The following is a 22,957-nucleotide window of genomic DNA, read 5'->3' on the forward strand; positions in this document are numbered from 1 at the left end:
GATTTTTACGGCATTTGCAAACACGGGCGAAGGCTCGCCGCCATCGCCCGTGTGGTCATGCTGCTACGGCGCTCGCGAGCCGCCGATTAATAGCGGTAGTGGTTCGGCTTGAACGGACCGTTCTTGTCGACGCCGATATAACCCGCCTGATCGTCCGACAGCACCGTCAGTTCCACGCCGATCCGGCCCAGATGCAGGCGCGCGACCTTCTCGTCGAGATGCTTCGGCAGCACGTACACCTTGTTCTCGTACTCGCCGCCGCGCGTGAACAGTTCGATCTGCGCGAGCGTCTGGTTCGTGAACGAGTTCGACATCACGAAAGACGGATGGCCCGTCGCGCAGCCGAGGTTCACGAGACGCCCTTCAGCCAGCAGGATGATGCGCTTGCCGTCCGGGAAAATGATGTGATCGACTTGCGGCTTGATGTTGTCCCACGTGTACTGGCGCGTCGACGCGACGTCGATTTCTGAATCGAAGTGGCCGATGTTGCAGACGATCGCGTTGTTGCGCATCGCCTTCATGTGGTCGTGGGCGATGACGTGATAGTTGCCGGTCGCCGTCACGAAGATGTCGGCCTTGCTGGCGGCGTATTCCATCGTCACCACGCGGTAGCCTTCCATCGCCGCCTGCAGCGCGCAGATCGGGTCGATTTCCGTGACCCACACCGTTGCGCCCAGGCCGCGCAGCGATTGCGCGCAGCCCTTGCCCACGTCGCCGTAACCGGCCACGACCGCGATCTTGCCCGCGATCATCACGTCAGTCGCGCGCTTGATGCCGTCGACGAGCGATTCGCGGCAGCCGTACAGGTTGTCGAACTTCGACTTCGTCACCGAATCGTTCACGTTGATGGCGGGGAACGGCAGGCGGCCTTCCTTCTCCATCTGATACAGGCGATGCACGCCCGTCGTCGTTTCTTCCGTCACGCCCTGGATATGCGCGAGGCGCGTGGAGTACCACGTCGGATCGGCGTCGAGGTGCGAAGCGATCGACTTGTACAGCGCGACTTCTTCCTCGTTCGTCGGCTTGCTGATCACCGAACGGTCCTTCTCGGCCTTCGAGCCCAGGATCAGCAACAACGTGGCGTCGCCGCCATCGTCGAGGATCATGTTCGCGAATTCGCCGTTCGGCCATTCGAAGATTCGGTGCGAGAACTCCCAGTATTCGTCGAGCGACTCGCCCTTGAACGCAAATACCGGCGTGCCGCCCGCGGCGATCGCGGCGGCGGCGTGATCCTGCGTCGAGAAGATGTTGCACGATGCCCAGCGCACGTCGGCGCCGAGCGCCGTCAGCGTTTCGATCAGCACGCCGGTCTGGATCGTCATGTGCAGCGATCCGGCGACGCGCGCGCCCTTCAGCGGCTGTTGCGCCTTGTACTCTTCGCGCGTCTGGATGAGACCGGGCATTTCCGTTTCGGCGATGTCGAGTTCCTTGCGGCCCCAGGCGGCAAGCGACATATCGGCGACGACGTAATCGGTGGAATTCTTGGAATCGATAACTGCGGCGTTCATCACGCCCTCCTTTCTATAAATAGAAATGTTGACGTGAGCGCCGTTCGATGCGGCGGCTCAGAGTGCGCTGATCGCGCTTTCGAACCGTCCGGATTGAATGCTCCGAGCCTGGCGATTTCCTGCTGTGGAAAACCGTCGCAACGCTCCTCGGAAGCGAACGCAGATTGTAGCAAAGATGTGTGGCGAGTTTGCTGCCGCGCGCCGAAATGGACGATTAAGCGCGCGCGGCTAGAACGGCAGGATCGACAGCAGCGGCGCGATCAGCACCATGACGACGCCCGCGATCATCATCGTCAAACTGGCGACGACGCCTTCCTCGCTGCCCAGTTCGCGAGCCTTCGCCGTGCCGACGCCGTGCGCGGCCGCGCCGAACAACGCGCCGCGAGCGAGGCGGCTGCGCAGCGGCACGAACGCAAGCACGAGTTCACCGAACAGCATGCCGCAGACGCCCGTCGCGATGACGAACAGCGCGGTCAGGTCCTTGGGCGCGTGGATCTTGTCGGAGACGGCGAGCGCGAAGGGTGTCGAGACGGAGCGCGTCGCGAGACTACGCTGCAATTCCGGCGACAGATGCAGCAGTTTCGCAAGCGCGATCGACCCGCCGACCGCCACCAGAATCCCCACCGTCACGCCCACCGACAGCGAAATCCAGTGGCGTTTCAGCAGATGCCGGTATTCGTAGATGGGCACGGCGAACGCGACCGTCGCCGGGCCGAGCAGCCACATGAGCCAGCGCGTGTCGGCGAAGTACACCGGATACGGAATCTGTGCGATCACCACGAAAATCGTGAGAACGACCGGCACGGTGAGCATCGGCGTGAGCCACCCGCGCCTGAAGCGCGCGTACAGCCGCTTCGAAGCGAAGTACAGCACGACCGTGAGCACGAAACAGCCCGCGGCGATGAGACGCGCGGCGTCGTCGGCGAACAGGGAATCGTAGAAGTGGGTCATGGCCGTAAGCCCGTAAAAGATGTCCTCAGGCCCGCACCGCGTGGCGCGCAACCATCGCGCGGCGCACTTCGATGCGCCGTTCGAGGCGCGAGGCGCGATCGACGGCGAACGCCACCGCGAACATCACCATCAGCGTCCCGCCGACCACCACCAGCGCGAGGCGCCAGCCGTCTTCCATGAACAGCCCGCCGTACTGCACCGCCGCGACCGCCGCCGGGATGAAGAACAGCAGCATGTCGGCGAGCAGCCAGTCGGCGCCCGCTTTCACCCAGCGGGGCGCGACGCCGCCGCAAAACAACAGCGCAAGCAGCGCCAGCAGTCCGACGACGCCGCCCGGCACCGGCAGCGAGAACTTTCGCGCCACGACATCGGCGACGAACCAGATCGCGGCGAGCGCGGCGATCTGCAGCACGATCCGCACGAAGCGGCCGAACGGCCCATGAGAGCCGATGGCGTTCGACAGTAATGCGATGACATAGGACATGGCGGTGGACCTCGGAAACGTCTTAGGAAGCGATAGATTAGGGTTAACCTGTAGGCCGAGTATAGGGGGCACTTAAACATAATAAAAATGACTTAAACTAATCTGATACATTCCATTTCGGAATCTGGAGCGATCGATGGAATTGCGCGCGCTGAGGTATTTCGTCGAGGTCGTGAAGCAGAAGAGTTTCACGGTGGCGGCCGAGCAGATGTTCGTGACGCAGCCGACCATCAGCAAGATGGTCAAGGCGCTCGAAGACGAGATCGGTTCGCCGCTGTTGCTGCGCGAAGGCCGCCAGATGGTGCTCACCGACGCGGGCCAGATCGTGTATCAGCGCGGACTCGACGTGCTCGCCGCCCACGCGCGACTCGAAGCCGAGTTGAACGATCTCGGCACGTTCGGGCGCGGCACGCTGACGATCGGCATCCCGCCGATGGGCGGCACGCTCTTCACCCCCGCGATCGCCGCGTTCAAGCAGCGGTATCCGAAGGTCGAACTGAAGCTGTTCGAACGCGGATCGAAGGCGATCGAGGCCGCGCTCCTCGATGGCGAGATGGAACTCGGCGGGGTGCTGCAACCGGTCGATATGGCGCTTTTCGACGTGCTGCCCGTAAGCCGCCAGCTCCTGTGGCTCGTTGCGCAGAAAGGCTCGCGCTGGGATCAGGAGGCGGAAGTCGCGCTCGCCGATCTCGCCGCCGAGTCCTTCGTTTTCTACGGCGAAAGTCTCGCGCTGAACGACGTCGTGTTGAACGCATGCCGCGAGGCCGGCTTCGCGCCGACGATCGTCGGGCGCAGCGGACACTGGGATTTCATGGCGGCGCTGGTGCAGGCGGGCGTCGGCATCGCGCTGTTGCCCGCGCCGTACTGCCGCCGGCTCGATCCCGATGCGTTCACCTGTCGCCCGGTCGTCGATCCCGAGATTCACTGGGACATGGCGGTCGGCTGGCGGCGCAACGGCTATCTGTCGCACGCCGCGCGCGCGTGGCTCGATGTCGCGCGGCAGGCGTTGCCGGCGAATCTCGGGCAGGATTTTTTGTCGGGCGAACGGTTTCCGGCCCGAAATCGCGACGACAAACCGCGCTGAACCTGACGCGCAATAGAAAACGCCGCTCCGCCTGGTCGCGGGGCGGCGTCAACTTCGGAGCTTCAAGGACAGGCGTTTCCGCCCGTCCGTGACAGCTTAGTCAGTTATTCCTGACCCTTGAACTCGATACGGCGGTTGGCGAAACGGCCGCTCGCCGTTGCGTTGTCCGCGACCGGGTTTGCATCGCCGAAGCCTTGCGCCGTCAGCGAATCGGCCGGCACGCCGTGCTTCACGAGGTACGCGCGCACCGCTTCCGCACGCTTTTTCGAGAGCGCCAGGTTCGACGTATCCTTGCCGACGTTATCCGAATAGCCGCCGATTTCCATCTTGACCGTCTTGTCGGCGGTCGAGCAGTTCTTGAGCAGTTCAGCCGACTTCGCGAGCGCGAGTTGCGCGTCTTGCGGCGGCACGTCCGAGCCCGTCGCGAAGTTGATCACTTGCAGGTCCAGCACCTTGGCGACGTCGCCCGCGACGCAGTCATCCGACTTGAATGTGTTGAACGCATTCAGGAACGAATCCTTCGCGTTCGCGACCGCTTCCGTCACGTTGAACGTGCCGATCGTGAACGCCGCGCCGAACAGACCCTTCAGCTTCTCGATCCAGCCGAGCTTCGCGTCCGCAGCCGTGCCGCTCAGTTCGATCTTCTCGCCCGTGAGCTTCACTTCCGCGCCCGGCAGCGCCATCAGCGGCAGCAGGCCTTCGAGCTTGTCGAGCCACGAAGCGGCCTTCGTTTCCGGATCGACCGTGATCGACGCGTTGAACTTGCCTTCACCGAACTTCGCCGTCAGCGCGTCGACGAGCGTCTTCTGCTCGGCTTCGCTGCCGACCGTTGCGTTGATCGTGGGCGCGCCGGCCTTGTCGACCGAGAACGTCATCAGCGCGTCCTTCGTCGGGACCGGTGCGGGCGCGGGTTCCGAAACCGGAGCCGGCGCCGATGCGGCCATCGCCATCGATGCTTCCAATGCGGCCGGCTCGGCGACGACTTCCTTCTTCTCCGCGACACAGCCGCGGCCGAGCAGGGCTGCGAGCAGCGCCAGCGCGAGGGCGAGCGCGATCCACCACCACTTCTTGCTCTTCGCCTTTTCCTCGACGACCACTTTGTCGATCGAACCGTTCACGGCCGACATGCGTGCATTTTGCGTCGACGGATGTTCGAGATGCGACGACACCGCCTTCATTTGCGCGCCTACGCCGGCGAGGAAGCTGCCCGCGCTCCCGAGGCCGAGCGCGCTGGCGATCGAGTCGGTCATGTTCGCCTTGACGAACGGCAACTGATGACCGAGCAGCGTCGGCAGTGCGCCGGCGTTGCCGTTGTGCTGCATGAAATAGTGCTTCAGGACGCCGAGCAGCGTCGTGCCGACGACACCCGTCAGCGCGTGCGTGGCGCTTGCCGCGACGCCGGTCTGTTCAGCGACCTTGCCGCTCAGCGCTTCGAGGCGCTCGGCCGGCAGCACGGCGCCCGCGAGACGGGCGCCCATGCCGAGCAGCTTTTGAAGTCCGTCGCCCTGCACGAGGTTCGGCAGTTGCTCGACGATGTTCGCGTTCGTATCCGGTGACATGATCGAGGCGAACAGACCGCGCGCACCTTCCGGCGACGCCGCCTTGTTCATCAGCGAGCCGACGAGCGCCGGGCCCACCAGGCCGACCACGCGCTTTGCAGATTCCGGCGCGACGCCGATGCGCGTCGCGAGCTGCTGCAACACGCTTTCGGTCAATGCGCCTTGTACCAACTCAATAACGTTAATGCTCATAACTTGCTTTCCTCGAATGCGAAATTGCACAGCAGCCCCACTTGGGCAGCGCGGATTATAGGTTTGGGTTTCCTACGTTAAGGTTGTCTAAAGAAAAAATCGGATTTACCTCAATTGCGCGAATCCAAGCCCGATTCGGGCACAAACCAGGCTTATTCCTAAGGCGGCGCAAAAAGGTTGTCCGACGTTTTTGGGCGAGCGCTTCCTCTAGGCGTCTGAGGAATGCGCGTCCTATGATTCGTAAATCCGAGATGGATTCGATGCCGCCCGCGACGCGACGCGCTGAATGTTGCCGGCGATCGATTAGCCCCCGACGGAGAGACCGACGATGACCACGCCTTCACGACAGCCGCGCTTCGGCGAGACCCACGAGGTCGTCAACCAGACGCCGCCGCTCGCCGACTACGACATGCTCGCCGCCGATCCCGCGCTAAAGGCCGCGCTCGAGCGCGAGGGCGCGCTCTGGCACGCGGAGGCCCTCGCCCGACACGGGCGCGCGCTTACGCAGCCCGACGTCCTCGCCCTCGCCGATCTCGCCAATCGCCACGAGCCGGAACTGAGCACGCACAGCCCGCGCGGCGAGCGCATCGACGCGATCGAGTTTCATCCGGCCTGGCACGAGTTGCTCGCGCTTTTGAGACGCGAAGGGCTGCACGCGCTGCCGCTCGAAACGCCCCGGCCGGGCGCGATGCCCGCGCGCTGTGCCGGCTATTTTTTCCACGGACAGCTCGAATCCGGCTCGCTGTGTCCGATCACGATGACGTTCGCCAGCATTCCCGTGCTGCAAAAAGAACCGGCGCTCTACTCCACGTTGCGCCACGCGCTGCTCTCCCGCGAGCACGATCCGCGCGACATTCCGCTCAGCGCGGGCAAGCGCTCGATGATGGTCGGCATGGGCATGACGGAGAAGCAAGGCGGCTCGGACGTGCGCAGCAACCAGACGCGCGCTTATCCGATCGACACGCCCGGACGGGGCGCCGCGTATCGGCTGATCGGACACAAGTGGTTTTTCTCGGCGCCGCAATGCGACGCGCATCTCGTGCTCGCGCGCGCGGGCGAAAGCGACGCGATTTCCTGCTTCTATGTCCCACGCTTCGCCCCCGACGGCCGCAAGAACGCCGTCCAGGTGCAGCGCCTGAAGGAGAAGCTCGGCAACCGGTCGAATGCGAGCAGCGAAGTTGAATTCCTCGACGCGTACGGCGTGATGATCGGCGACGAGGGGCGCGGCGTGCCGACGATCATCGAAATGGCGAACTACACGCGGCTCGACTGCGTGATCGGCAGCGCCGCGCTGATGCGCGCGGCGCTCGTGCAGGCGGTCCACCACGCGCGGCATCGGAGCGTGTTCGGCGCGAAACTCGTCGACCAGCCGCTGATGCGCAACGTGCTCGCGGATCTGGCGCTGGAATCGGAGGCGGCGACGGTGCTGTTCATGCGTCTCGCGGGCGCGTTCGAAACCAGCGCCGCCGCCGATGGCGCGCCGGAAGAGCGCGCGTGGCGGCGGCTCGTGACGCCGGCCGCGAAGTTCTGGGTCTGCAAGCGGGCGCTCGAATTCACCGGCGAAGCGATGGAGGTCTGGGGAGGCAACGGCTATGTGGAGACCGGACCGATGGGGCGGTTCTATCGGGAGGCGCCGGTCAATTCGATCTGGGAAGGCTCGGGGAACGTGATGTGTCTCGACGTGTTGCGCGCGTTCGAGCGCGAGACGGATGCGGCGCATGCGCTTTTTACGTCGTGGCAGGAGACGGCGCGCGAGCATCCGGCGCTGGGGCCGGCGCTCGATGCGCTTTTGCGGACGCTGAAGGGTGATCCGGCGACGAGGGAGGCATCGGCGCGGCGGATCGCGCAGCAGTTGGTGCTCACGGCGCAGGCGGTGCTGCTTGCGAAGCATGCGCCGGAGGAAATCGCGGATGCGTTCATCGAGACGCGTCTCGGAGATGCGCGCGGTGAGACGGGGCGGGTTTATGGGACGCTGCCCGCGAGGTTTGATCACGCGGGAGTGGTGAGACGGGCGTTTGCGGTTTAGTCGCGGCCCTCACCGCACCGAATTCGGCAACTTCGGCACAACCGGAGCGGGAGCCGAAACCTCCCCATTCTCCAGTCGATACAACCAGGCCAGCATCTCCGCCACCGCCTGATAAAGCGCGGGCGGAATGCGCGAATCCAGGTCGACCTGCATCAGCAACGACACCATTTCCGGCGATTCGTGCACGTACAGCCCCGCTTCCTGCGCGCGCTGCACGATCATTTCCGCGACGATCCCGTATCCCTTCGCCACGACGCGCGGCGCGGCGTCGCGGTTCTGGTCGTCGTAGGCGAGCGCGGTCGCCTGCTTGCGCACGTCCGCGCTCATGCACCCTCCCCGCGAAACAAATGCGCCAGCGGCGACGGCACCGGCTTGGCTGCAGCGCGTATATCAGCATCGATATCCGCCGATTCACCGACCGCCCGTATCGACATCCCCGCGAGCCCGATGCCCGCTGCCGCAAGCTGTTGCCGGAAGCCCTCGCGATCGGCGGCGAGGCGCGCCGCGCCGTGCTCGCTCGCGTTGATCCGCGCGACGAGCTTTTCGCCGCTCAGGACGAGATCGGCATCGACGGTGCCGAGCGTCGGCAGCGAAAGCGTCACGCGCGTGCGCCACGGACGATCGGCGTCGTGGGTCGTGTCGGGCGTGCGCGCGTCGCGTTCCTGCGGCGCGATCTCCCATTCGAGTCGCGCGCCCGGCCACGCCTCGCCCGACCAGCGAAACTGGCCGGTCGCGAGCAGATCGAGTTGCTGGCGAACGAGCGGAATCGTCGATGGGTGAACGCCCGCCAGCAGCGCCGCCTGCGTCGCGGATTCCTGCGGCGCGGGCGCGGCGGCAGCGGCAGGGGTCGCGGATGCGGCGGAAGACAACGCCGAAGCAGGCGCATCACGCACCGATTCCGCGAGCGCCGCCGCCTGCTGCGGATTGCTCGGCGGCGTAAAAGTGCGGTTCGCGGGGTGCAAATCAGGCACTTCACGCAAGTCCGTTACGGTGCGCGCTGAATCTGAGGCCCTGCCATCAAGCCACACAACGGAGGAATCAGCGTGCTGCTCGGGAATATCGAGAGGAGGCATCGCGCTCAAATCGATGCGCGCCTGCGGCTCGGCCGCGAGCGATACCGCCGGGCGCTGCCCCGCGAGCCATTCGACAAGATGAGATTCGTAGAAAAGACCGCTCTCGCCGACGGTTCTAGCCAGCGCCGAAGCCAGCACCGAAGCCGGCAGCGGCGGCGCCGGCTGGCTGAGAGCACGCGCCGCAGCCGCCGACGCGATCGACGAAAAAGCGTGATCGAACAGTCCGCCGGAGAGATTCGCAAACGCGCTCGCGGGCCGCGGCGCGGTGGGCCACAGCGGCGCATCGCCGGTCAGCGGGGGCGTCGCGCCGCCGCCGAAGCGCGAAATCGCGTCGAGCGTGCGCGCGATCTTGCTGAGCGCCGTCTGCGCGGACGCGTTAGCCGTAGCCGACGCCCCGTCGCGCGTATCCGCGGCGCCCGGCTGGATATCGATGGAAAGGCGCGACGTGCCGGCCTGCGTCGTCGTCTGGCCGGCGGTGGCGCTGCCGGGCGCGCGGATCGCGGACATCAGCAATTCCGCCCGGCTGGCGAGGAGCGTTGCGATCGCGGTGTCCAGTGCCGTCATGCCCGTGTCCTTTGTTGTGCCAAGGCGTGGCGAACCAAACCCCGCCGCCAGCGTCCTGCCTAGCGCAGTCCCATCATCTTCTTGAGCACGCGCGCCGGCCGGTTCGCTGTGAACAGCGCCGAGAGTCGCGCGAGCGACGGCGAAGTCAGATCGCGGATCGCGGCGTCGTCGGCGAGAATGCGGCGCACGAGGTCGAGCTTGCGTGCCTTGTCGTCGTTGTCAAGCTCGGAGCCGCCGTCCACTTCCTTCAGTCCGTCAACCAGTTCGCGATACGCCGACTGCATCACCTTCAGTTCGCCCCACTCTCCGCTCCTTGCCGCGGCGAGCATCCTGCCGGACAGGGCCGCGATGGCTTCGTAGTGGTCGAAATATTCCTGACTTGTCTTCATTCTTGTTATCAGACATTCATTGCCGCACGCGCCGCCGCATGCGCAGACCCACTCCCCGACGCATCCGAATGATGCGCCGAAGCCGCTTGCGCCACTTCCGGTCCAATTGCTATCCATGCTTCCTCCAGCGTGGCGAGAAGTCCATCGACCTCCACCAGCATCTGCTCATCCTGCCGCGCGTTGGCTTCGAGCAGCCGCCGCGTCATATATGTGTAGAGCGCGTCGAGCCGCTCCGCGATCTCGCCGCCTGCCTGCTTGTTCAGCGCCTGCTGCAACCCGCTTTCGATGATGCTCATCGCCTTGCCGATCGCTGTGCCCCGCTCGACGATGTTGCCCTGCTGCAGATGCATCCGCGCCTGCGCGATCGCCTGCCGCGCGCCCTGATAGAGCATGACGACCAGCCGGTGCGGACTCGCTCCCGTCACTCCTGTCTGAACGCCGACGCGTGCGTAGGCGCTGGCTCCAGCGTGTCCTGGGGAATACATCTGTGGTTCTCCTTATACGTGCCTGGTCGGGCCGATTCGCGTCGTCAGGCGGCTGAGGGCACGAACGGACGTGCCTTCCGCCGTGCCAGCCCGGACGTTTCCCGAGTCGATCGATGCCGCTCGCCGCCCGCATCGCGTCTCATCGGCGCGTTGCTGCTGGCGAGCTGTTATCGGGGTTATCGGAAAACCGCGCAAAAGCTTTAGGGCACAAGGGAAAACCGGCGCGGCGCGCGGCCGCGGGAACAGAACGAACGGGGCAGCGGAACGAATCGTCAGACGGAAATCTGCATGATGTCGTTGTAGGCGCTGACGAGCTTGTTGCGCACCTGCAGCCCGAATTGCAGGCCGACGTTGGCCTTCTGCATGTCAACCATCACGTCGTTCAGCGAGACGTTCGGCGCGCCGACTTCGAACGCGTGCGCTTCGCCGAGCGCCTTGTTCTGGTTGTCGCTGATCTTGTCGATCGAGGATTTGAGCGCATCGGCGAAACTGCCCGCGCTTACGGCACCCGACGACGAGCCCGCCGAAGAGCCTTGCACATGGCCCGACGCGACGGCCGAACCGGCGCCGCCGGCGGCCTGCGAGGCCATCGATTGAATTGCGGAGAGCGCGGAACCCAGCGGGTTGATGGAAGAATTCATGTTTGCTCCGAATGAACAGGGAAACCGGTTCAGGCGTATCGGACCGCGCACAGGAGTTGGGCTTCCTGGCCGGGCGGTTCGTCGATGCGGTGTGACCGATTACGAAAAAGAATATCAGCGGGCCATTTCTCAAAGCCGTCAAAGAACGGGTAAAACCCGGCTCTATTCACCCAATCGACTCTCTTCCTTCTGCGGATAATTCATTCGTGAAAAGTCTTCCGTGGCGCCTGAAAGACGGCGGCGAACGGCGGACTCCCCAGATTCGGAGAGCTTCGACGCAATGGAAACGCCCAACAATTCCCTGATTACGCCAGACGCCAGAATGGGCCTGGCCGGCGCACAGCCCGGCGCCGTCGGTGCCGTGTCCGGCGGCAGCCTCGGCGGCGGCGCGGACTTTGGCGGCTTCGCCCAGCGCGTGCCGATGCTGTCGCAGATCCGCTCGAACCCGCGCATGCCGCTGATCGTCGCGGTCGCGATTCTCGCGATGGTCATCGCCGGCCTCGTGATGTGGTCGCGTCAGCCCGATTACCGCGTGCTCTTCTCCAATCTGTCCGATCGCGACGGCGGTGCCATCGTGGCCGCGCTCCAGCAAGGGAATATCCCCTACAAGATCGCCGATTCGGGCGGCGCGATCCTGGTGCCCGCCGAGCAGGTCCACGAAACACGTCTGCGGCTCGCGAGCCAGGGGCTGCCGAAGAACGGCTCGGTCGGCTTCGAACTGATGGACAACCAGAAGTTCGGCATCAGCCAGTTCGCGGAACAAGTCAACTACCAGCGCGCGCTGGAAGGCGAACTCGAAAAGACGATCGGCTCGATTTCATCGGTGAAGACGGCGCGCGTGCATCTCGCGATTCCGAAGCCGACCGTGTTCGTGCGCGAAAAGGAACTGCCGACGGCGTCGGTCATGATCAATTTGTATCCGGGACGCGTGCTCGATGAAGGCCAGGTGGTGGCGATCACGCACATGGTGGCGGCCGGCGTACCGGACATGCCGGTAAAAAACGTCAACATCGTCGATCAGGATGGCAACCTGCTCACGCAGAGCAGCGCCGCGAGCGGTCTTGACGCCTCGCAGCTCAAATACGTGCAGCAGATCGAGCACAACACCCAGAAGCGCATCGACGCGATCCTGTCGCCGCTCTTCGGCGCGGGCAATGCGCACTCGCAAGTCAGCGCCGACGTCGATTTCTCGAAACTCGAGCAGACCGCAGAAAGCTACGGCCCGAACGCGAACCCACAAAGCACGGCGATCCGCAGCCAGCAGTCGAGCGAATCGAACGAAAGCTCGGGCGGCGGCGCCTCCGGCGTGCCGGGCGCGCTGTCTAACCAGCCGCCGCAGCCGGCCTCCGCGCCGATCACCACGCCGGCCGCCGACCCCAACGGCGCGCCCGTCAAGACGACGCCGGTCAACCAGCGCAAGGACACCACGACGAATTTCGAAGTCGACCGCACCGTGCGCCATTTCGAGCAGGCGACGGGCGGCATCAAGCGCCTGTCGGTGGCGGTGGTAGTGAACTATCAGCGTCAGGTCGACGCGAAGGGCAACGTCACGATGACACCGCTCGCCGCCGACAAGCTCGCGCAGGTCCAGCAGCTCGTGAAGGACGCGATGGGCTACGACGAGAAGCGCGGCGACTCGGTGAACGTCGTCAACAGCACGTTCACGACCGACCAGAACGTCACGCCCGATGTGCCCTGGTGGCGCACGCCGGACATGATCGCGCGCGGCATCCAGCTCGCGAAGTACCTGGGCATCGGCGTGGTGGGACTGTTCCTCTACTTCAGCATGGTGAAGCCGGCGATGCGCCGCGCGTTCCCGCCGCCAGAGCCGCCCGCTGCGCTCACGCCGCAGGACGAACTCTCGCTGCTCGACGGCCCGTCGCTGCCGGACGCGAAGAAGGAAGACGAAGACAAGGACGCCGAGGTGAGTCTCCTCGGCCACGAAAGCAGCAAGGCAAAATTCGACCGCAACCTCGACTACGCGCGCATGGTCGCGCGCCAGGACCCGAGAATCGTTGCCACGGTCGTGAAAAACTGGGTGTCCGATGAACGCTGAAGGCCTGACCAAATCCGCTCTCCTCCTGATGTCGATCGGCGAGGAAGAAGCCGCCGAAGTCTTCAAGTACCTCGCCCCGCGCGAAGTCCAGAAGATCGGCGCGACGATGGCGGCGCTCAAGAACGTGACGCGCGAGCAACTCGACAACGTGATGACCGAGTTCGTGCACCAGGCCGAGCAGCACACGGCGCTCTCGCTCGATTCCAGCGAGTACATCCGCTCCGTGCTGACGAAGGCGCTCGGCGAGAACAAGGCCGGCGCGCTGATCGACCGCATTCTGCAAGGCAGCGATACGAGCGGTATCGAAGGACTGAAGTGGATGGATTCGGGCGCCGTCGCGGAACTGATCAAGAACGAGCACCCGCAGATCATCGCGACGATCCTCGTCCACCTCGACCGCGATCAGGCGTCGGAAATCGTCGCGCTCCTGACCGAGCGGCTGCGCAACGACGTGCTCCTGCGCATCGCGACGCTAGACGGCATCCAGCCGGCGGCGCTGCGCGAACTCGACGACGTGCTGACCACGCTCCTCTCAGGCAGCGACAACCTGAAGCGCGCGCCGATGGGCGGCATCCGCACGGCGGCGGAAATCCTCAACTTCATGTCGAGCAACCACGAAGAATCGGTGCTGTCGAACGTGAAGGATTACGACGCCGAACTCGCGCAGAAGATCATCGACCAGATGTTCGTGTTCGAAAACCTGCTCGACCTCGAAGACCGCGCGATCCAGTTGCTGCTGAAGGAAGTGGAATCGGAGACGCTGATCGTGTCGCTGAAGGGCGCGCAGCCGGGCCTGCGCCAGAAATTCCTGTCCAACATGTCGCAGCGCGCCGCCGAACTGCTTTCGGAAGACCTCGATTCGCGCGGTCCGGTGCGGGTATCGGAAGTCGAACAGCAGCAGCGCAAGATCCTCCAGATCGTGCGCAATCTCGCCGAAAACGGGCAGATCCAGTTAGGCGGCAAGGCCGAGGACGCATATGTCTGATACCGCGCGCGCGCAAAAACCGACGCTTTCGGCGTATCAGCGCTGGGAGATGGCGTCGTTCGACCCGGTGACGATCGATCACAGCGCCGCCGACCAGGCCGCGCTCGAAAAGCATCTGCGCCGCGTGAAGGACGAAGCGCACGCGCAAGGCCTGGCGCAGGGCCACGTCGCGGGCCAGGCGATGGGCTATCAGGCGGGCTACGATCAAGGCCTGGCGAAGGGTTTCGAGGACGGCCGCAAGCAGGCGCTGGCCGAAGCCGCGCGCCTCGCCGATCTCGCCGACGCGTTCAAGACCGCGCTGCAAGCGGCCGACGCGGCGGTCGCGGAATCGCTTACGGCGCTCGCGCTCGACATCGCGCAGCAGGTCGTGCAGCAGCACATCGCACTCGATCCCACGGCGCTGCTCAGCGTCGCGCGTGAGGTGATCGCCGCTGAACCGGCGCTGTTGGGCGCGCCGCATCTGACGGTGAATCCGGCCGACCTGCCGGTCGTCGAAGCGTATTTGCTCGAAGAATTGCAGGCCGCGGGCTGGAGCGTGCGCACCGATCCCGCGATCGAACGCGGCGGCTGCCGCGCGCAGGCCGCAACCGGCGAAATCGATGCGACCAACACGACGCGCTGGGAGCGCGTCGCGGCGGCGCTCGGGAGGACTCAACCGTGGTGAACTCGCATATCGCTTCGCATCCGCCTGCCGCCCGCCGCATCACGCAGGACGGCCTGAGCGAACTCGAACAGGAAATCGCGCGGGCATCGTTCGGACCGCTTTTGAGCGAAACCGATCTCGTCGAGCCGGACATCGAGCAACGCGCGGCGCAGACCATCGTCCAGCTCGCGAATCTTGCCGGCAATGCGCATATCGACGGCTGGCGCGCCCAGCTCGACGCGCTCAAGGCGCGCAGCGCGATCGCGCGGCCGCTGCGTCCGTGCGGCCGCCTCACGCGCGCCGCCGGGCTCGTGCTGGAAGCGGTCGGGCTGAAGCTCGGCGTCGGCTCCGAATGCATGATCGAACTGCCCGCCGGCAGTTCGATTCCGATGGCCGAGGCCGAAGTGGTCGGCTTCGCGGGCGACAAACTGTTCCTGATGCCGACCACGGAAACGTCGGGTCTGTTGCCCGGCGCGCGCGTCTATCCGCTGGAAAGCGCGCCGATCAACGATCCGATGGCCGGTGCGAAGCGCCTGCCGGTCGGCTGGGAAATGCTCGGGCGAGTGGTCGATGCGTCCGGCCGTCCGCTCGACGGGCTCGGCCCGCTCGGCTCGAAAACCGACGCGCCGCTCAACTCGGCGACCATCAATCCGCTCAACCGCGAGCCAATCCACAAAGTGCTCGACGTCGGCGTGCGGGCGATCAATTCGCTGCTCACCGTCGGACGCGGCCAGCGCATGGGGCTTTTCGCGGGCTCCGGCGTCGGTAAATCGGTGCTGCTCGGCACGATGGCGCGCTATACGAGCGCGGAAGTGATCGTGATCGGCCTGATCGGCGAGCGCGGCCGCGAAGTGAAGGAATTCATCGAACAGATTCTGGGCAAAGACGGCCTCGCGCGCTCGGTCGTCGTGGCGGCTCCGGCGGACGTTTCGCCGATCCTGCGGATGCAGGGCGCGACCTACGCGACCTCGCTCGCCGAATATTTCCGCGATCAGGGCAAGCACGTCCTCCTGCTGATGGATTCGCTCACCCGCTACGCGATGGCGCAGCGCGAGATCGCGCTCGCGATCGGCGAGCCGCCCGCGACGAAGGGTTATCCGCCGTCGGTATTCGCGAAGCTGCCGGCGCTCGTCGAACGCACGGGGAACGGGCCGGAGGGCGGCGGATCGATCACCGCGTTCTATACGGTATTGACCGAAGGCGACGATCAGCAGGACCCGATCGCCGACTCCGCGCGCGCGATTCTCGACGGCCACATCGTGCTGTCGCGGTCGCTCGCGGAAGCCGGCCACTATCCCGCGATCGACATCGAAGCGTCGATCAGCCGCGCGATGACCGCGCTGATCGACGACAAGCACCTCGACCGCGTGCGCATGTTCAAGCAAATGCTGTCGCGTTATCAACGCAACCGCGACCTGATCAACGTCGGCGCGTATTCGAGCGGCCGGGACCAACTGCTCGACCGCGCGATTGCACTTTACCCGCGTATGGAAGCCTTTTTGCAGCAGGGATTTCGCGAACAGGCGGAATTCGAACCAAGTCTCGCTCAACTCGACCAATTATTCGAACAAGGTAGCTGAGGAACCTGAAGCCCATGTCAAAACATCTTCCGATCAAGACGCTGATCAACCTCGCGGACGAAGAACTCGAAGCCGCCACCAAGAAACTCGGCAAGCTCCAGCAGGAGCGAAACGAGGTCGAGGCGCAACTGGATTCGCTTATCGCCTATCGCGACGAGTATCACGCGCGTTTCACGGCATCGGCGCAACAGGGCACGAACGCGCAGACGCTGCGCAACTTCCAGGCTTTCATCGATACGCTCGATTCCGCGATCGACCAGCAGCGCGAGCTTTTCCTGACGTTCGAGCAGCGGCTCGAGGCCGTCAAGAACGAATGGCGCCTGAAGAAGCAGAAGCTCGGCTCGTATGAAGTGCTCGCGGCGCGTGGCGAAGCCGTGCTCGCGAAAAAGACGGCGCGCGGCGAGCAGCGCGATTCCGACGAACATTCCGCAAAGATTCTGCGCATGCGGGCCGAAAAGGCCTGACGCGCGGGAAACGCATCACCATCAAATCATTCAGGATCAAGAGGTCAAGCATGTCGTCCGTTTCGTTTGGCAACGCGCTCATCGGCGCGACGTCCCCGGTAGCGAAGGGGAAAGCGGTATCGTCGTCGCGCGATGAAGGGGCTTTCGCGTCGTTCGGCGTAACGCTGCAAACCATGGCCGACAAGGCGAACGCCGAAGCGCAGGCGAAGGTGGCGGCGTCAGCGGCTAAGCTCGCGGCGCCGCACACGAGCGTGCACGACGCGCCTCAGCCTTCCGCGCCGGATGCAGCGGATGCATCGGACGACACGGATGAAACGACCGCTGCCGCCGACAAGAGCGATCAGTCCGGCAAGAGCGACGCGCCGAAGCCGTCCGCCGATGCCGATGCGGACGCGGGCAGCACGAAGGACGCAGCGCAGCCGACGACGCAGGCCGATGCGAAAGCGGCCGCCGCCAAGGCCGCCGCGGATGCGGCGGCAGCGGCGCTTGCAAAAGCGCGTGCCGGGGCGGCGGACGGCACGGACGCGGCGCTGGCCGATCTGGCGAGCGCGGCGCAATCGCTGACCGGCGCGGATGCTACAACCGATGCGAGCGCCACCGGTGAGACGGACGCAAAACCCGACGCGCGCAAGGCGACGGACTCCGCGCAGGCAGCGCAGACGCCGCAGGACGTGCTTCAGGCAGCGCTCGCGGCGATGAACAGCAAAACTCCCGTGCAAGCGCCGACGGGCTCCGGCTCTGGCTCCGCAGATGCCGGAACAGCGGCGAACACCGGCAACGCGGACGCAGGCAAGGCAAAGCGCACGATTGGCCTCGGCGATACGCTCGGCGACGGCAAGAACGCCAAATCCCAAGGCGCCGACGCCACCGCTCTCACGAACGCGCAGCCGATCCCCGTCTCGATGCAGCCCGACGACAGCACCACCGCCTACAAGCAAACCGCCGACGCCGCGCTGCACGCGAGCGCGCTGCAAGCGGCATCGGCAAATTCGGGGACTTCGGGCGCACAAGGCACGATGGCCGCAGCGACCAGCGCGGCGATCGCGCCGCACGTCGGCAGCTCCGCCTGGGACGATGCCTTCAGCCAGAAGGTCGTGTTCCTGTCGAACGCGAATCAGCAGAGCGCGGAACTGACGCTCAATCCAAAGGATCTCGGGCCGCTGCAGGTGACGCTCCAGGTCAACGACAACCACGCGCACGCGCTTTTCGTGTCGCAGCACGCGCAGGTGCGCGAGGCGGTCGAGGCGGCGCTGCCGAAGCTGCGCGAGGCGATGGAGGCGAACGGGATCAGTCTCGGCAGCACGAGCGTGAATGACGGATTCGCGCGGCAGTCGGGGCAATCGGGGCAGCAAGGCGGCCGCGAGTCGGGACGAGGCGGACGGGATGGCGGCGGGATCGCCGGGGTCGACGACGCCGGCGGCGCAACGACCGTGAACGTGCCGACGCGGCGGACCGTGGGACTCGTAGACACGTTCGCCTGACCGACTTCGGCTTTGGGCATGCAAGGCCGCTCGCACCCCGCGAGCGGCTTTTTTGCGTTAACTGCGTGCAACGTGCACTGATCAGTACGCATCCGCTGATTGCGCCCGCCTAGCCCGGTTTGGTCTGCGCGCGTCTCCTTAAAGCCACAAACGACGGATTAACCCCAAAACCCCCTTCTGTTCGACCCATCGCCTGGCTCCTCTTTCGCGAACAATGCAGGCTACAGAAAGAGGTAAGCATCCATGGCAACCACGACCGCAAACCAGCAACCCATCGTCAACGCGAAGAGCGGCAAGCTCAAGCGCACGCTCGTCATCGCGATCGGCGCGATCGTGCTTCTCGGCGCGGGCGCCGGCGGCTCCTACTACGCGATCAACAAGTTCGGCTCGCACGGCCCCGCGAAACCCGCGCCGGTCCCGCCGCCCGTGTTCTTCCCGCTCGAGTCGATCACCGTCAACCTGCAATCCGACGATGGCGCCATGCACTACCTGCGCACCGGCCTCACGCTGAAGCTGCGTGATGAGAAGTCCCAGCCGATGCTCACTGAACGCATGCCTGAAATCCGCAGCCGCGTGCTGATGCTGCTCTCGGCGAAGCGCCCCGACGACCTCGCGACGCTCGAAGGCAAGCGCACGCTCGCCGGCGATTTGCGCACGGCCATCGAAGTGACGGCGAGCACGGCAGAAAAGCCGGTGCGCGTCGACGAAGTGCTGTTCACCGAATTCGTCGTTCAGTAAGACCGACCGCTGACCACGAAAGGAACAGCAATGGGCCACGAAGAATTCATGTCGCAGGAGGAGGTCGATGCCCTCCTCAAGGGCGTCACCGGCGAAGTCGACCAGGTCTCGGACGAAAACAAGCCGGCCGGCGTGCGCCCGTACAACATCGCGACGCAGGAACGCATCGTCCGCGGCCGGATGCCCGGCCTCGAAATCATCAACGACCGTTTCGCGCGTTTGATGCGCGTCGGCATCTTCAACTTCATGCGGCGCTCGGCGGAAATCTCCGTCGGTCCGGTGAAGGTGCAGAAGTACAGCGAATTCACCCGCAACCTGCCGATCCCGACCAACCTGAACCTGGTCCACGTGAAGCCGCTGCGCGGCACGTCGCTCTTCGTCTTCGATCCGAACCTCGTGTTCTTCGTCGTCGACAACCTGTTCGGCGGCGACGGGCGGTTTCATACGCGAGTCGAAGGCCGCGAATTCACGCAGACCGAGCAGCGCATCATCAGCAAGCTGCTGAACCTCGTGTTCGAGCACTACACGGCGTCGTGGAAAAGCGTGCGGCCGTTGCAGTTCGAACACGTGCGCTCGGAGATGCACACGCAGTTCGCCAACGTCGCGACGCCCAACGAAATCGTGATCGTCACGCAGTTTTCGATCGAGTTCGGCACGACGGGCGGCACGCTCCACATCTGCATGCCGTACTCGATGATCGAGCCGATCCGCGACGTGCTCTCCTCGCCGATCCAGGGCGAAGCGCTCGAAATCGACCGTCGCTGGGTGCGCGTGCTGTCGCAGCAGGTGCAGACGGCGGAAGTCGAGCTGACCGTGGATCTCGCGGAGGTGCGCTCCTCGTTCGACCAGATTCTCAACATGCGCGTGGGCGACGTGCTGCCGATCAACGTGCCCGAGCAGGTCGTGGCGAAGGTGGATGGCGTGCCGGTGATGGAATGCGGCTACGGAATTTTTAATGGTCAATATGCGTTGCGCGTGCAGAAGATGATCAGCGCAACGGACACGATGAAGGAAGGTGGATATGAGTGACTTGATGCAAGAAGGCACGTTGCCCGGCTCGATGGGCATCGGCGACCCGCTGAAGAACGAAGAGCTTGCAATGGACGACTGGGCGAGCGCCCTCGCCGAGCAGAACGGCAACGACACCCCGGCGGCCACCACCGCCGGCGTGTTCCAGCCGCTCTCGAAGGCCGCCGCGCCCTCGACGCGCAACGACATCGACATGATCCTCGACATCCCCGTGCAGATGACGGTGGAGCTCGGGCGCACGAAGATCGCGATCCGCAACCTGCTGCAACTGGCGCAAGGCTCGGTCGTGGAACTCGACGGCCTCGCCGGCGAACCGATGGACGTGCTCGTGAACGGTTGCCTCATCGCACAGGGCGAAGTGGTCGTGGTAAACGACAAGTTCGGCATTCGCCTGACCGACATCATCACGCCGTCGGAACGCATCCGGAAGCTGAATCGATGAAACGCTTGATCGTCGCGCTCGCCGCTGGCGTGCCGCTCCTCGCACACGCCGCCGACATGAACGCCGTCAACCACGCCGCGCAGATTGCTTCGAGCGTCGGCGCGGGGTCGGCGGCGCCGTCGCTCGGGTTCGGCGCGGTGCTGCAGACGCTCTTCGGTCTCGTCATCGTGATCGGCTTCGTGTTCGGCTGCGCGTGGCTCGCCCGCAAGCTGGGCTACCAGGGTGGCAAGCGCACGGGGCTCGTGAAGGTGGTCGGCGGCGCGTCGCTCGGGAACAAGGAGCGTGTCGCGGTCGTCGAGATCGGCGATACGTGGCTCGTCGTCGGCGCGGGTCCGGGCAACGTGCGGCTTCTGCACACGATGCCCGCCGGATCGGCCGAGGCAGGCGGGATTGGCGCTGAAACGCCGGCGCCCGCGCAAACGTTGCAAGGCACCTTCGGTCAACGGTTTCGCGATGCACTCGCGGGCGAAGCCAACAAGCGTCTGCAGAAATTCGCGGGCGGGAGCAAGTAAATGCAGGTCAGTCGTTTTATCGCGCGTGGTGTGAAGCTGGGCTTGCCGGTCGTGATCGCCGCCCTCCCCTACGCGGCTCTCGCACAAAGCACGGCGGGCCTGCCCGCGTTCAACACGAGTCCCGGCCCCAACGGCGGCACGACGTATTCGCTCAGCGTCCAGACGATGCTGCTGCTCACGATGCTGTCGTTCCTGCCCGCGATGGTCCTGATGATGACGAGCTTCACGCGCATCATCATCGTGCTGTCGCTGTTGCGGCAGGCGCTCGGCGCGTCGAACACGCCGCCGAACCAGGTGGTCGTCGGGCTCGCGCTGTTTCTCTCGCTGTTCGTGATGTCGCCGGTTCTGGACCGCGCTTACACGGACGCCTACAAGCCCTTCTCCGAAGGCACGATCACGATGGACCAGGCGATGCAGCGCGGCATCGGACCGTTCAAGCAGTTCATGCTGCGCCAGACGCGCGAGACCGATCTCGCACTCTTCGCGAAGATCGCCAAGGCGCCGCCGATGAACGGGCCGGAAGACGTGCCGTTGTCGCTGCTGGTGCCTTCGTTTCTGACGAGCGAGTTGAAGACAGGGTTTCAGATCGGCTTCACGATCTTCATTCCGTTCCTCATCATCGACATGGTGGTGGCTAGCGTCTTGATGTCGATGGGGATGATGATGGTGTCGCCTACGACGATCGCGCTGCCGTTCAAGCTGATGCTGTTCGTGCTCGTCGATGGCTGGCAGTTGCTGATCGGCTCGTTGGCGCAGAGCTTCGTTTAAAGATAGAGACGCAGATGACACCCGAATCCGTCATGTCGATGTCGCACCAGGCGATGTATGTCGCGCTGATGCTGGCGTCGCCGCTGTTGCTGGTCGCGCTGGTCGTGGGGTTGGTGGTGAGTCTCTTTCAGGCCGCTACGCAAATCAACGAATCGACGCTTTCGTTCATTCCGAAGCTGATCGCGGTGGCGGTGACGCTCGTGATAGCCGGACCGTGGATGCTCTCGACACTGCTCGACTACATGCGCCACATGTTCACGATCACGCCGGCGATTACCGGCTGATTCCACGCAGATGTTCTCCGTCACCTACGCGCAGCTCAATGTCTGGCTCACGTCGTTTCTGTGGCCGTTCGTGCGCATTCTTGCTTTGATCGCGACTGCGCCGGTTCTCAGTCACATGGGGGTTCCGGTGCGGGTGAAAGTCGGCCTGGCTGGCTTCATCACGCTGATCGTCGCGCCGACGCTCGGCGCTGTGCCGCAGGTCACCGTCTTCTCCGCCGATGGCGTGTGGATCATGGTCAACCAGTTCCTGATCGGCGCGGCGCTCGGAGTGACGATGCAGGTCGCGTTCGCCGCGATCGATGCGGCGGGGGAGTTTATTGGGCAGCAAATGGGTCTCGGCTTTGCGATGCTCTACGATCCGCGCGCGGGGGGGAATGCTGTCGTGATTTCGCGGTATCTGAACACCATCGCGATGCTCGCGTTCCTCGTTTTTGACGGGCATCTGCAGATGATTGCAGCTTTGGTGACTACGTTTCAGTCTGTGCCGATCGGGGTGAATGTGGTCGGGGCTGCGGCGCATGCGCAAGGGTGGAAGGTTTTGGCTTCTTACGGCGCGAGTATGTTTTCTACCGGGCTTTTGTTGGCGTTGCCGGTTGTGGCTGCGCTACTCATCTCCAACCTCGCGCTCGGGATTCTGAATCGCGCCGCGCCGCAGATCGGCATCTTTCAGGTCGGGTTTCCCGTGACCATGCTCGTTGGATTGCTTCTGTTGCAGCTCATGGTGCCCAATCTTCTGCCGTTCTTTCAACGGGTTTTTGAGAATGGGATCGGGCAGATGGGGCGGGTGGCGGCGGGGTTTGGTAGTTGATTCAACTGGTGCCTGGGTTTACGGGTCAACAGCGTTCGATGTGCTCATGCTGCGACAGGATCGTGGAAATTTGTGCATGGAACGGTTGGCCGTGCGAATTAGGTTGCACTAACGTCTCTTCTGATCGGCGCTGCAAGTCAGTGCGCTGTCAGCGTGCATTATGTCGCGACGCTTTATCTCCCACCGACGTTCCATACGAAAACTCTTATTT

Annotated in this window: 24 protein-coding genes and 1 riboswitch; of the genes, 15 read left to right on the forward strand and 9 right to left on the reverse strand. The window is 64.6% G+C overall.

The window, feature by feature from the left end:
- Positions 1-86: 86 nt before the first annotated feature.
- The 3 genes from ahcY to AWB67_RS13660 form a co-directional block, all read right to left on the reverse strand.
- Complete coding sequence (gene ahcY / locus AWB67_RS13650) at positions 87-1,508, reverse strand: adenosylhomocysteinase (protein ID WP_087656783.1); 1,422 nt, start codon at positions 1,506-1,508, stop codon at positions 87-89.
- Positions 1,509-1,536: 28 nt separating this feature from the next.
- Positions 1,537-1,663: riboswitch (S-adenosyl-L-homocysteine riboswitch) on the reverse strand.
- 73 nt (positions 1,664-1,736) lie between these two features.
- Positions 1,737-2,459, reverse strand: a complete 723-nt coding sequence (locus tag AWB67_RS13655; protein ID WP_087656849.1) for an LrgB family protein — start codon at positions 2,457-2,459, stop codon at positions 1,737-1,739.
- A 25-nt stretch (positions 2,460-2,484) separates the two neighbouring features.
- The gene (locus AWB67_RS13660) at positions 2,485-2,943 is read right to left on the reverse strand and encodes a CidA/LrgA family protein (protein WP_087656784.1); all 459 of its coding nucleotides are present in this window, start codon (positions 2,941-2,943) and stop codon (positions 2,485-2,487) included.
- A 136-nt stretch (positions 2,944-3,079) separates the two neighbouring features.
- On the opposite strand from AWB67_RS13660, the gene AWB67_RS13665 reads away from it, so the two are divergent.
- Positions 3,080-4,027: a LysR family transcriptional regulator gene (locus AWB67_RS13665; RefSeq protein WP_087656785.1), complete on the forward strand. Its 948-nt coding sequence runs from the start codon at positions 3,080-3,082 to the stop codon at positions 4,025-4,027.
- Positions 4,028-4,131: 104 nt separating this feature from the next.
- On the opposite strand, the gene AWB67_RS13670 is transcribed toward AWB67_RS13665, so the two are convergent.
- Entirely contained in the window at positions 4,132-5,778 is a 1,647-nt protein-coding gene (locus AWB67_RS13670; RefSeq protein ID WP_087656786.1) for an OmpA family protein, read from the reverse strand.
- Positions 5,779-6,106: 328 nt separating this feature from the next.
- Here AWB67_RS13670 and AWB67_RS13675 point away from each other — a divergent pair, with 328 nt between their 5' ends.
- A complete protein-coding gene (locus tag AWB67_RS13675; RefSeq protein WP_087656787.1) occupies positions 6,107-7,804 on the forward strand; it encodes an isovaleryl-CoA dehydrogenase in 1,698 nt (565 codons plus the stop codon).
- A gap of 9 nt (positions 7,805-7,813) precedes the next feature.
- On the opposite strand, the gene AWB67_RS13680 is transcribed toward AWB67_RS13675, so the two are convergent.
- The 5 genes from AWB67_RS13680 to fliE form a co-directional block, all read right to left on the reverse strand.
- Entirely contained in the window at positions 7,814-8,131 is a 318-nt protein-coding gene (locus AWB67_RS13680; protein ID WP_087656788.1) for an EscU/YscU/HrcU family type III secretion system export apparatus switch protein, read from the reverse strand.
- Complete coding sequence (gene fliK / locus AWB67_RS13685; protein ID WP_087656789.1) at positions 8,128-9,441, reverse strand: flagellar hook-length control protein FliK; 1,314 nt, start codon at positions 9,439-9,441, stop codon at positions 8,128-8,130. Before fliK ends, AWB67_RS13680 begins: the two co-directional genes overlap by 4 nt.
- Before the next feature lie 59 nt (positions 9,442-9,500).
- Entirely contained in the window at positions 9,501-9,830 is a 330-nt protein-coding gene (locus AWB67_RS13690; protein WP_087656790.1) for a flagellar protein FliT, read from the reverse strand.
- A gap of 8 nt (positions 9,831-9,838) precedes the next feature.
- Entirely contained in the window at positions 9,839-10,315 is a 477-nt protein-coding gene (gene fliS, locus AWB67_RS13695; protein ID WP_087656791.1) for a flagellar export chaperone FliS, read from the reverse strand.
- A 272-nt stretch (positions 10,316-10,587) separates the two neighbouring features.
- The gene (gene fliE / locus AWB67_RS13700; protein WP_087656792.1) at positions 10,588-10,956 is read right to left on the reverse strand and encodes a flagellar hook-basal body complex protein FliE; all 369 of its coding nucleotides are present in this window, start codon (positions 10,954-10,956) and stop codon (positions 10,588-10,590) included.
- 280 nt (positions 10,957-11,236) lie between these two features.
- On the opposite strand from fliE, the gene fliF reads away from it, so the two are divergent.
- The 13 genes from fliF (at position 11,237) to fliR (ending at position 22,746) form a co-directional block, all read left to right on the forward strand.
- Positions 11,237-13,012 carry a flagellar basal-body MS-ring/collar protein FliF gene (fliF, locus tag AWB67_RS13705; RefSeq protein ID WP_087656793.1) on the forward strand — a complete coding sequence of 592 codons (1,776 nt, stop codon included), beginning with the start codon at positions 11,237-11,239 and terminating at the stop codon, positions 13,010-13,012.
- Complete coding sequence (gene fliG / locus AWB67_RS13710; protein ID WP_087656794.1) at positions 13,002-13,997, forward strand: flagellar motor switch protein FliG; 996 nt, start codon at positions 13,002-13,004, stop codon at positions 13,995-13,997. Before fliF ends, fliG begins: the two co-directional genes overlap by 11 nt.
- Positions 13,990-14,661: a flagellar assembly protein FliH gene (fliH, locus tag AWB67_RS13715; protein ID WP_087656795.1), complete on the forward strand. Its 672-nt coding sequence runs from the start codon at positions 13,990-13,992 to the stop codon at positions 14,659-14,661. Before fliG ends, fliH begins: the two co-directional genes overlap by 8 nt.
- The gene (gene fliI / locus AWB67_RS13720; protein ID WP_327365840.1) at positions 14,655-16,220 is read left to right on the forward strand and encodes a flagellar protein export ATPase FliI; all 1,566 of its coding nucleotides are present in this window, start codon (positions 14,655-14,657) and stop codon (positions 16,218-16,220) included. Before fliH ends, fliI begins: the two co-directional genes overlap by 7 nt.
- 14 nt (positions 16,221-16,234) lie before the next feature.
- The gene (gene fliJ, locus AWB67_RS13725; RefSeq protein ID WP_087656796.1) at positions 16,235-16,684 is read left to right on the forward strand and encodes a flagellar export protein FliJ; all 450 of its coding nucleotides are present in this window, start codon (positions 16,235-16,237) and stop codon (positions 16,682-16,684) included.
- A gap of 50 nt (positions 16,685-16,734) precedes the next feature.
- On the forward strand, positions 16,735-18,165 hold the full coding sequence (locus AWB67_RS13730) for a flagellar hook-length control protein FliK (protein ID WP_087656797.1): 1,431 nt from the start codon (positions 16,735-16,737) through the stop codon (positions 18,163-18,165).
- Between the two features lie 243 nt (positions 18,166-18,408).
- On the forward strand, positions 18,409-18,903 hold the full coding sequence (gene fliL / locus AWB67_RS13735; protein ID WP_087656798.1) for a flagellar basal body-associated protein FliL: 495 nt from the start codon (positions 18,409-18,411) through the stop codon (positions 18,901-18,903).
- A 30-nt stretch (positions 18,904-18,933) separates the two neighbouring features.
- On the forward strand, positions 18,934-19,932 hold the full coding sequence (gene fliM / locus AWB67_RS13740; RefSeq protein ID WP_087656799.1) for a flagellar motor switch protein FliM: 999 nt from the start codon (positions 18,934-18,936) through the stop codon (positions 19,930-19,932).
- 31 nt (positions 19,933-19,963) lie between these two features.
- Complete coding sequence (gene fliN, locus AWB67_RS13745; RefSeq protein ID WP_235025151.1) at positions 19,964-20,374, forward strand: flagellar motor switch protein FliN; 411 nt, start codon at positions 19,964-19,966, stop codon at positions 20,372-20,374.
- The gene (gene fliO / locus AWB67_RS13750) at positions 20,371-20,886 is read left to right on the forward strand and encodes a flagellar biosynthetic protein FliO (protein ID WP_087656800.1); all 516 of its coding nucleotides are present in this window, start codon (positions 20,371-20,373) and stop codon (positions 20,884-20,886) included. The genes fliN and fliO overlap by 4 nt, the downstream gene beginning before the upstream one ends.
- Complete coding sequence (gene fliP / locus AWB67_RS13755; protein ID WP_087656801.1) at positions 20,887-21,654, forward strand: flagellar type III secretion system pore protein FliP; 768 nt, start codon at positions 20,887-20,889, stop codon at positions 21,652-21,654.
- A 14-nt stretch (positions 21,655-21,668) separates the two neighbouring features.
- A complete protein-coding gene (gene fliQ, locus AWB67_RS13760; protein ID WP_087656802.1) occupies positions 21,669-21,938 on the forward strand; it encodes a flagellar biosynthesis protein FliQ in 270 nt (89 codons plus the stop codon).
- 10 nt (positions 21,939-21,948) lie between these two features.
- Entirely contained in the window at positions 21,949-22,746 is a 798-nt protein-coding gene (fliR, locus tag AWB67_RS13765) for a flagellar biosynthetic protein FliR (protein WP_087656803.1), read from the forward strand.
- Positions 22,747-22,957 lie beyond the last annotated feature (211 nt).

Source organism: Caballeronia terrestris, assembly GCF_001544515.1.
Taxonomy (GTDB): Bacteria; Pseudomonadota; Gammaproteobacteria; order Burkholderiales; family Burkholderiaceae; genus Caballeronia; species Caballeronia terrestris.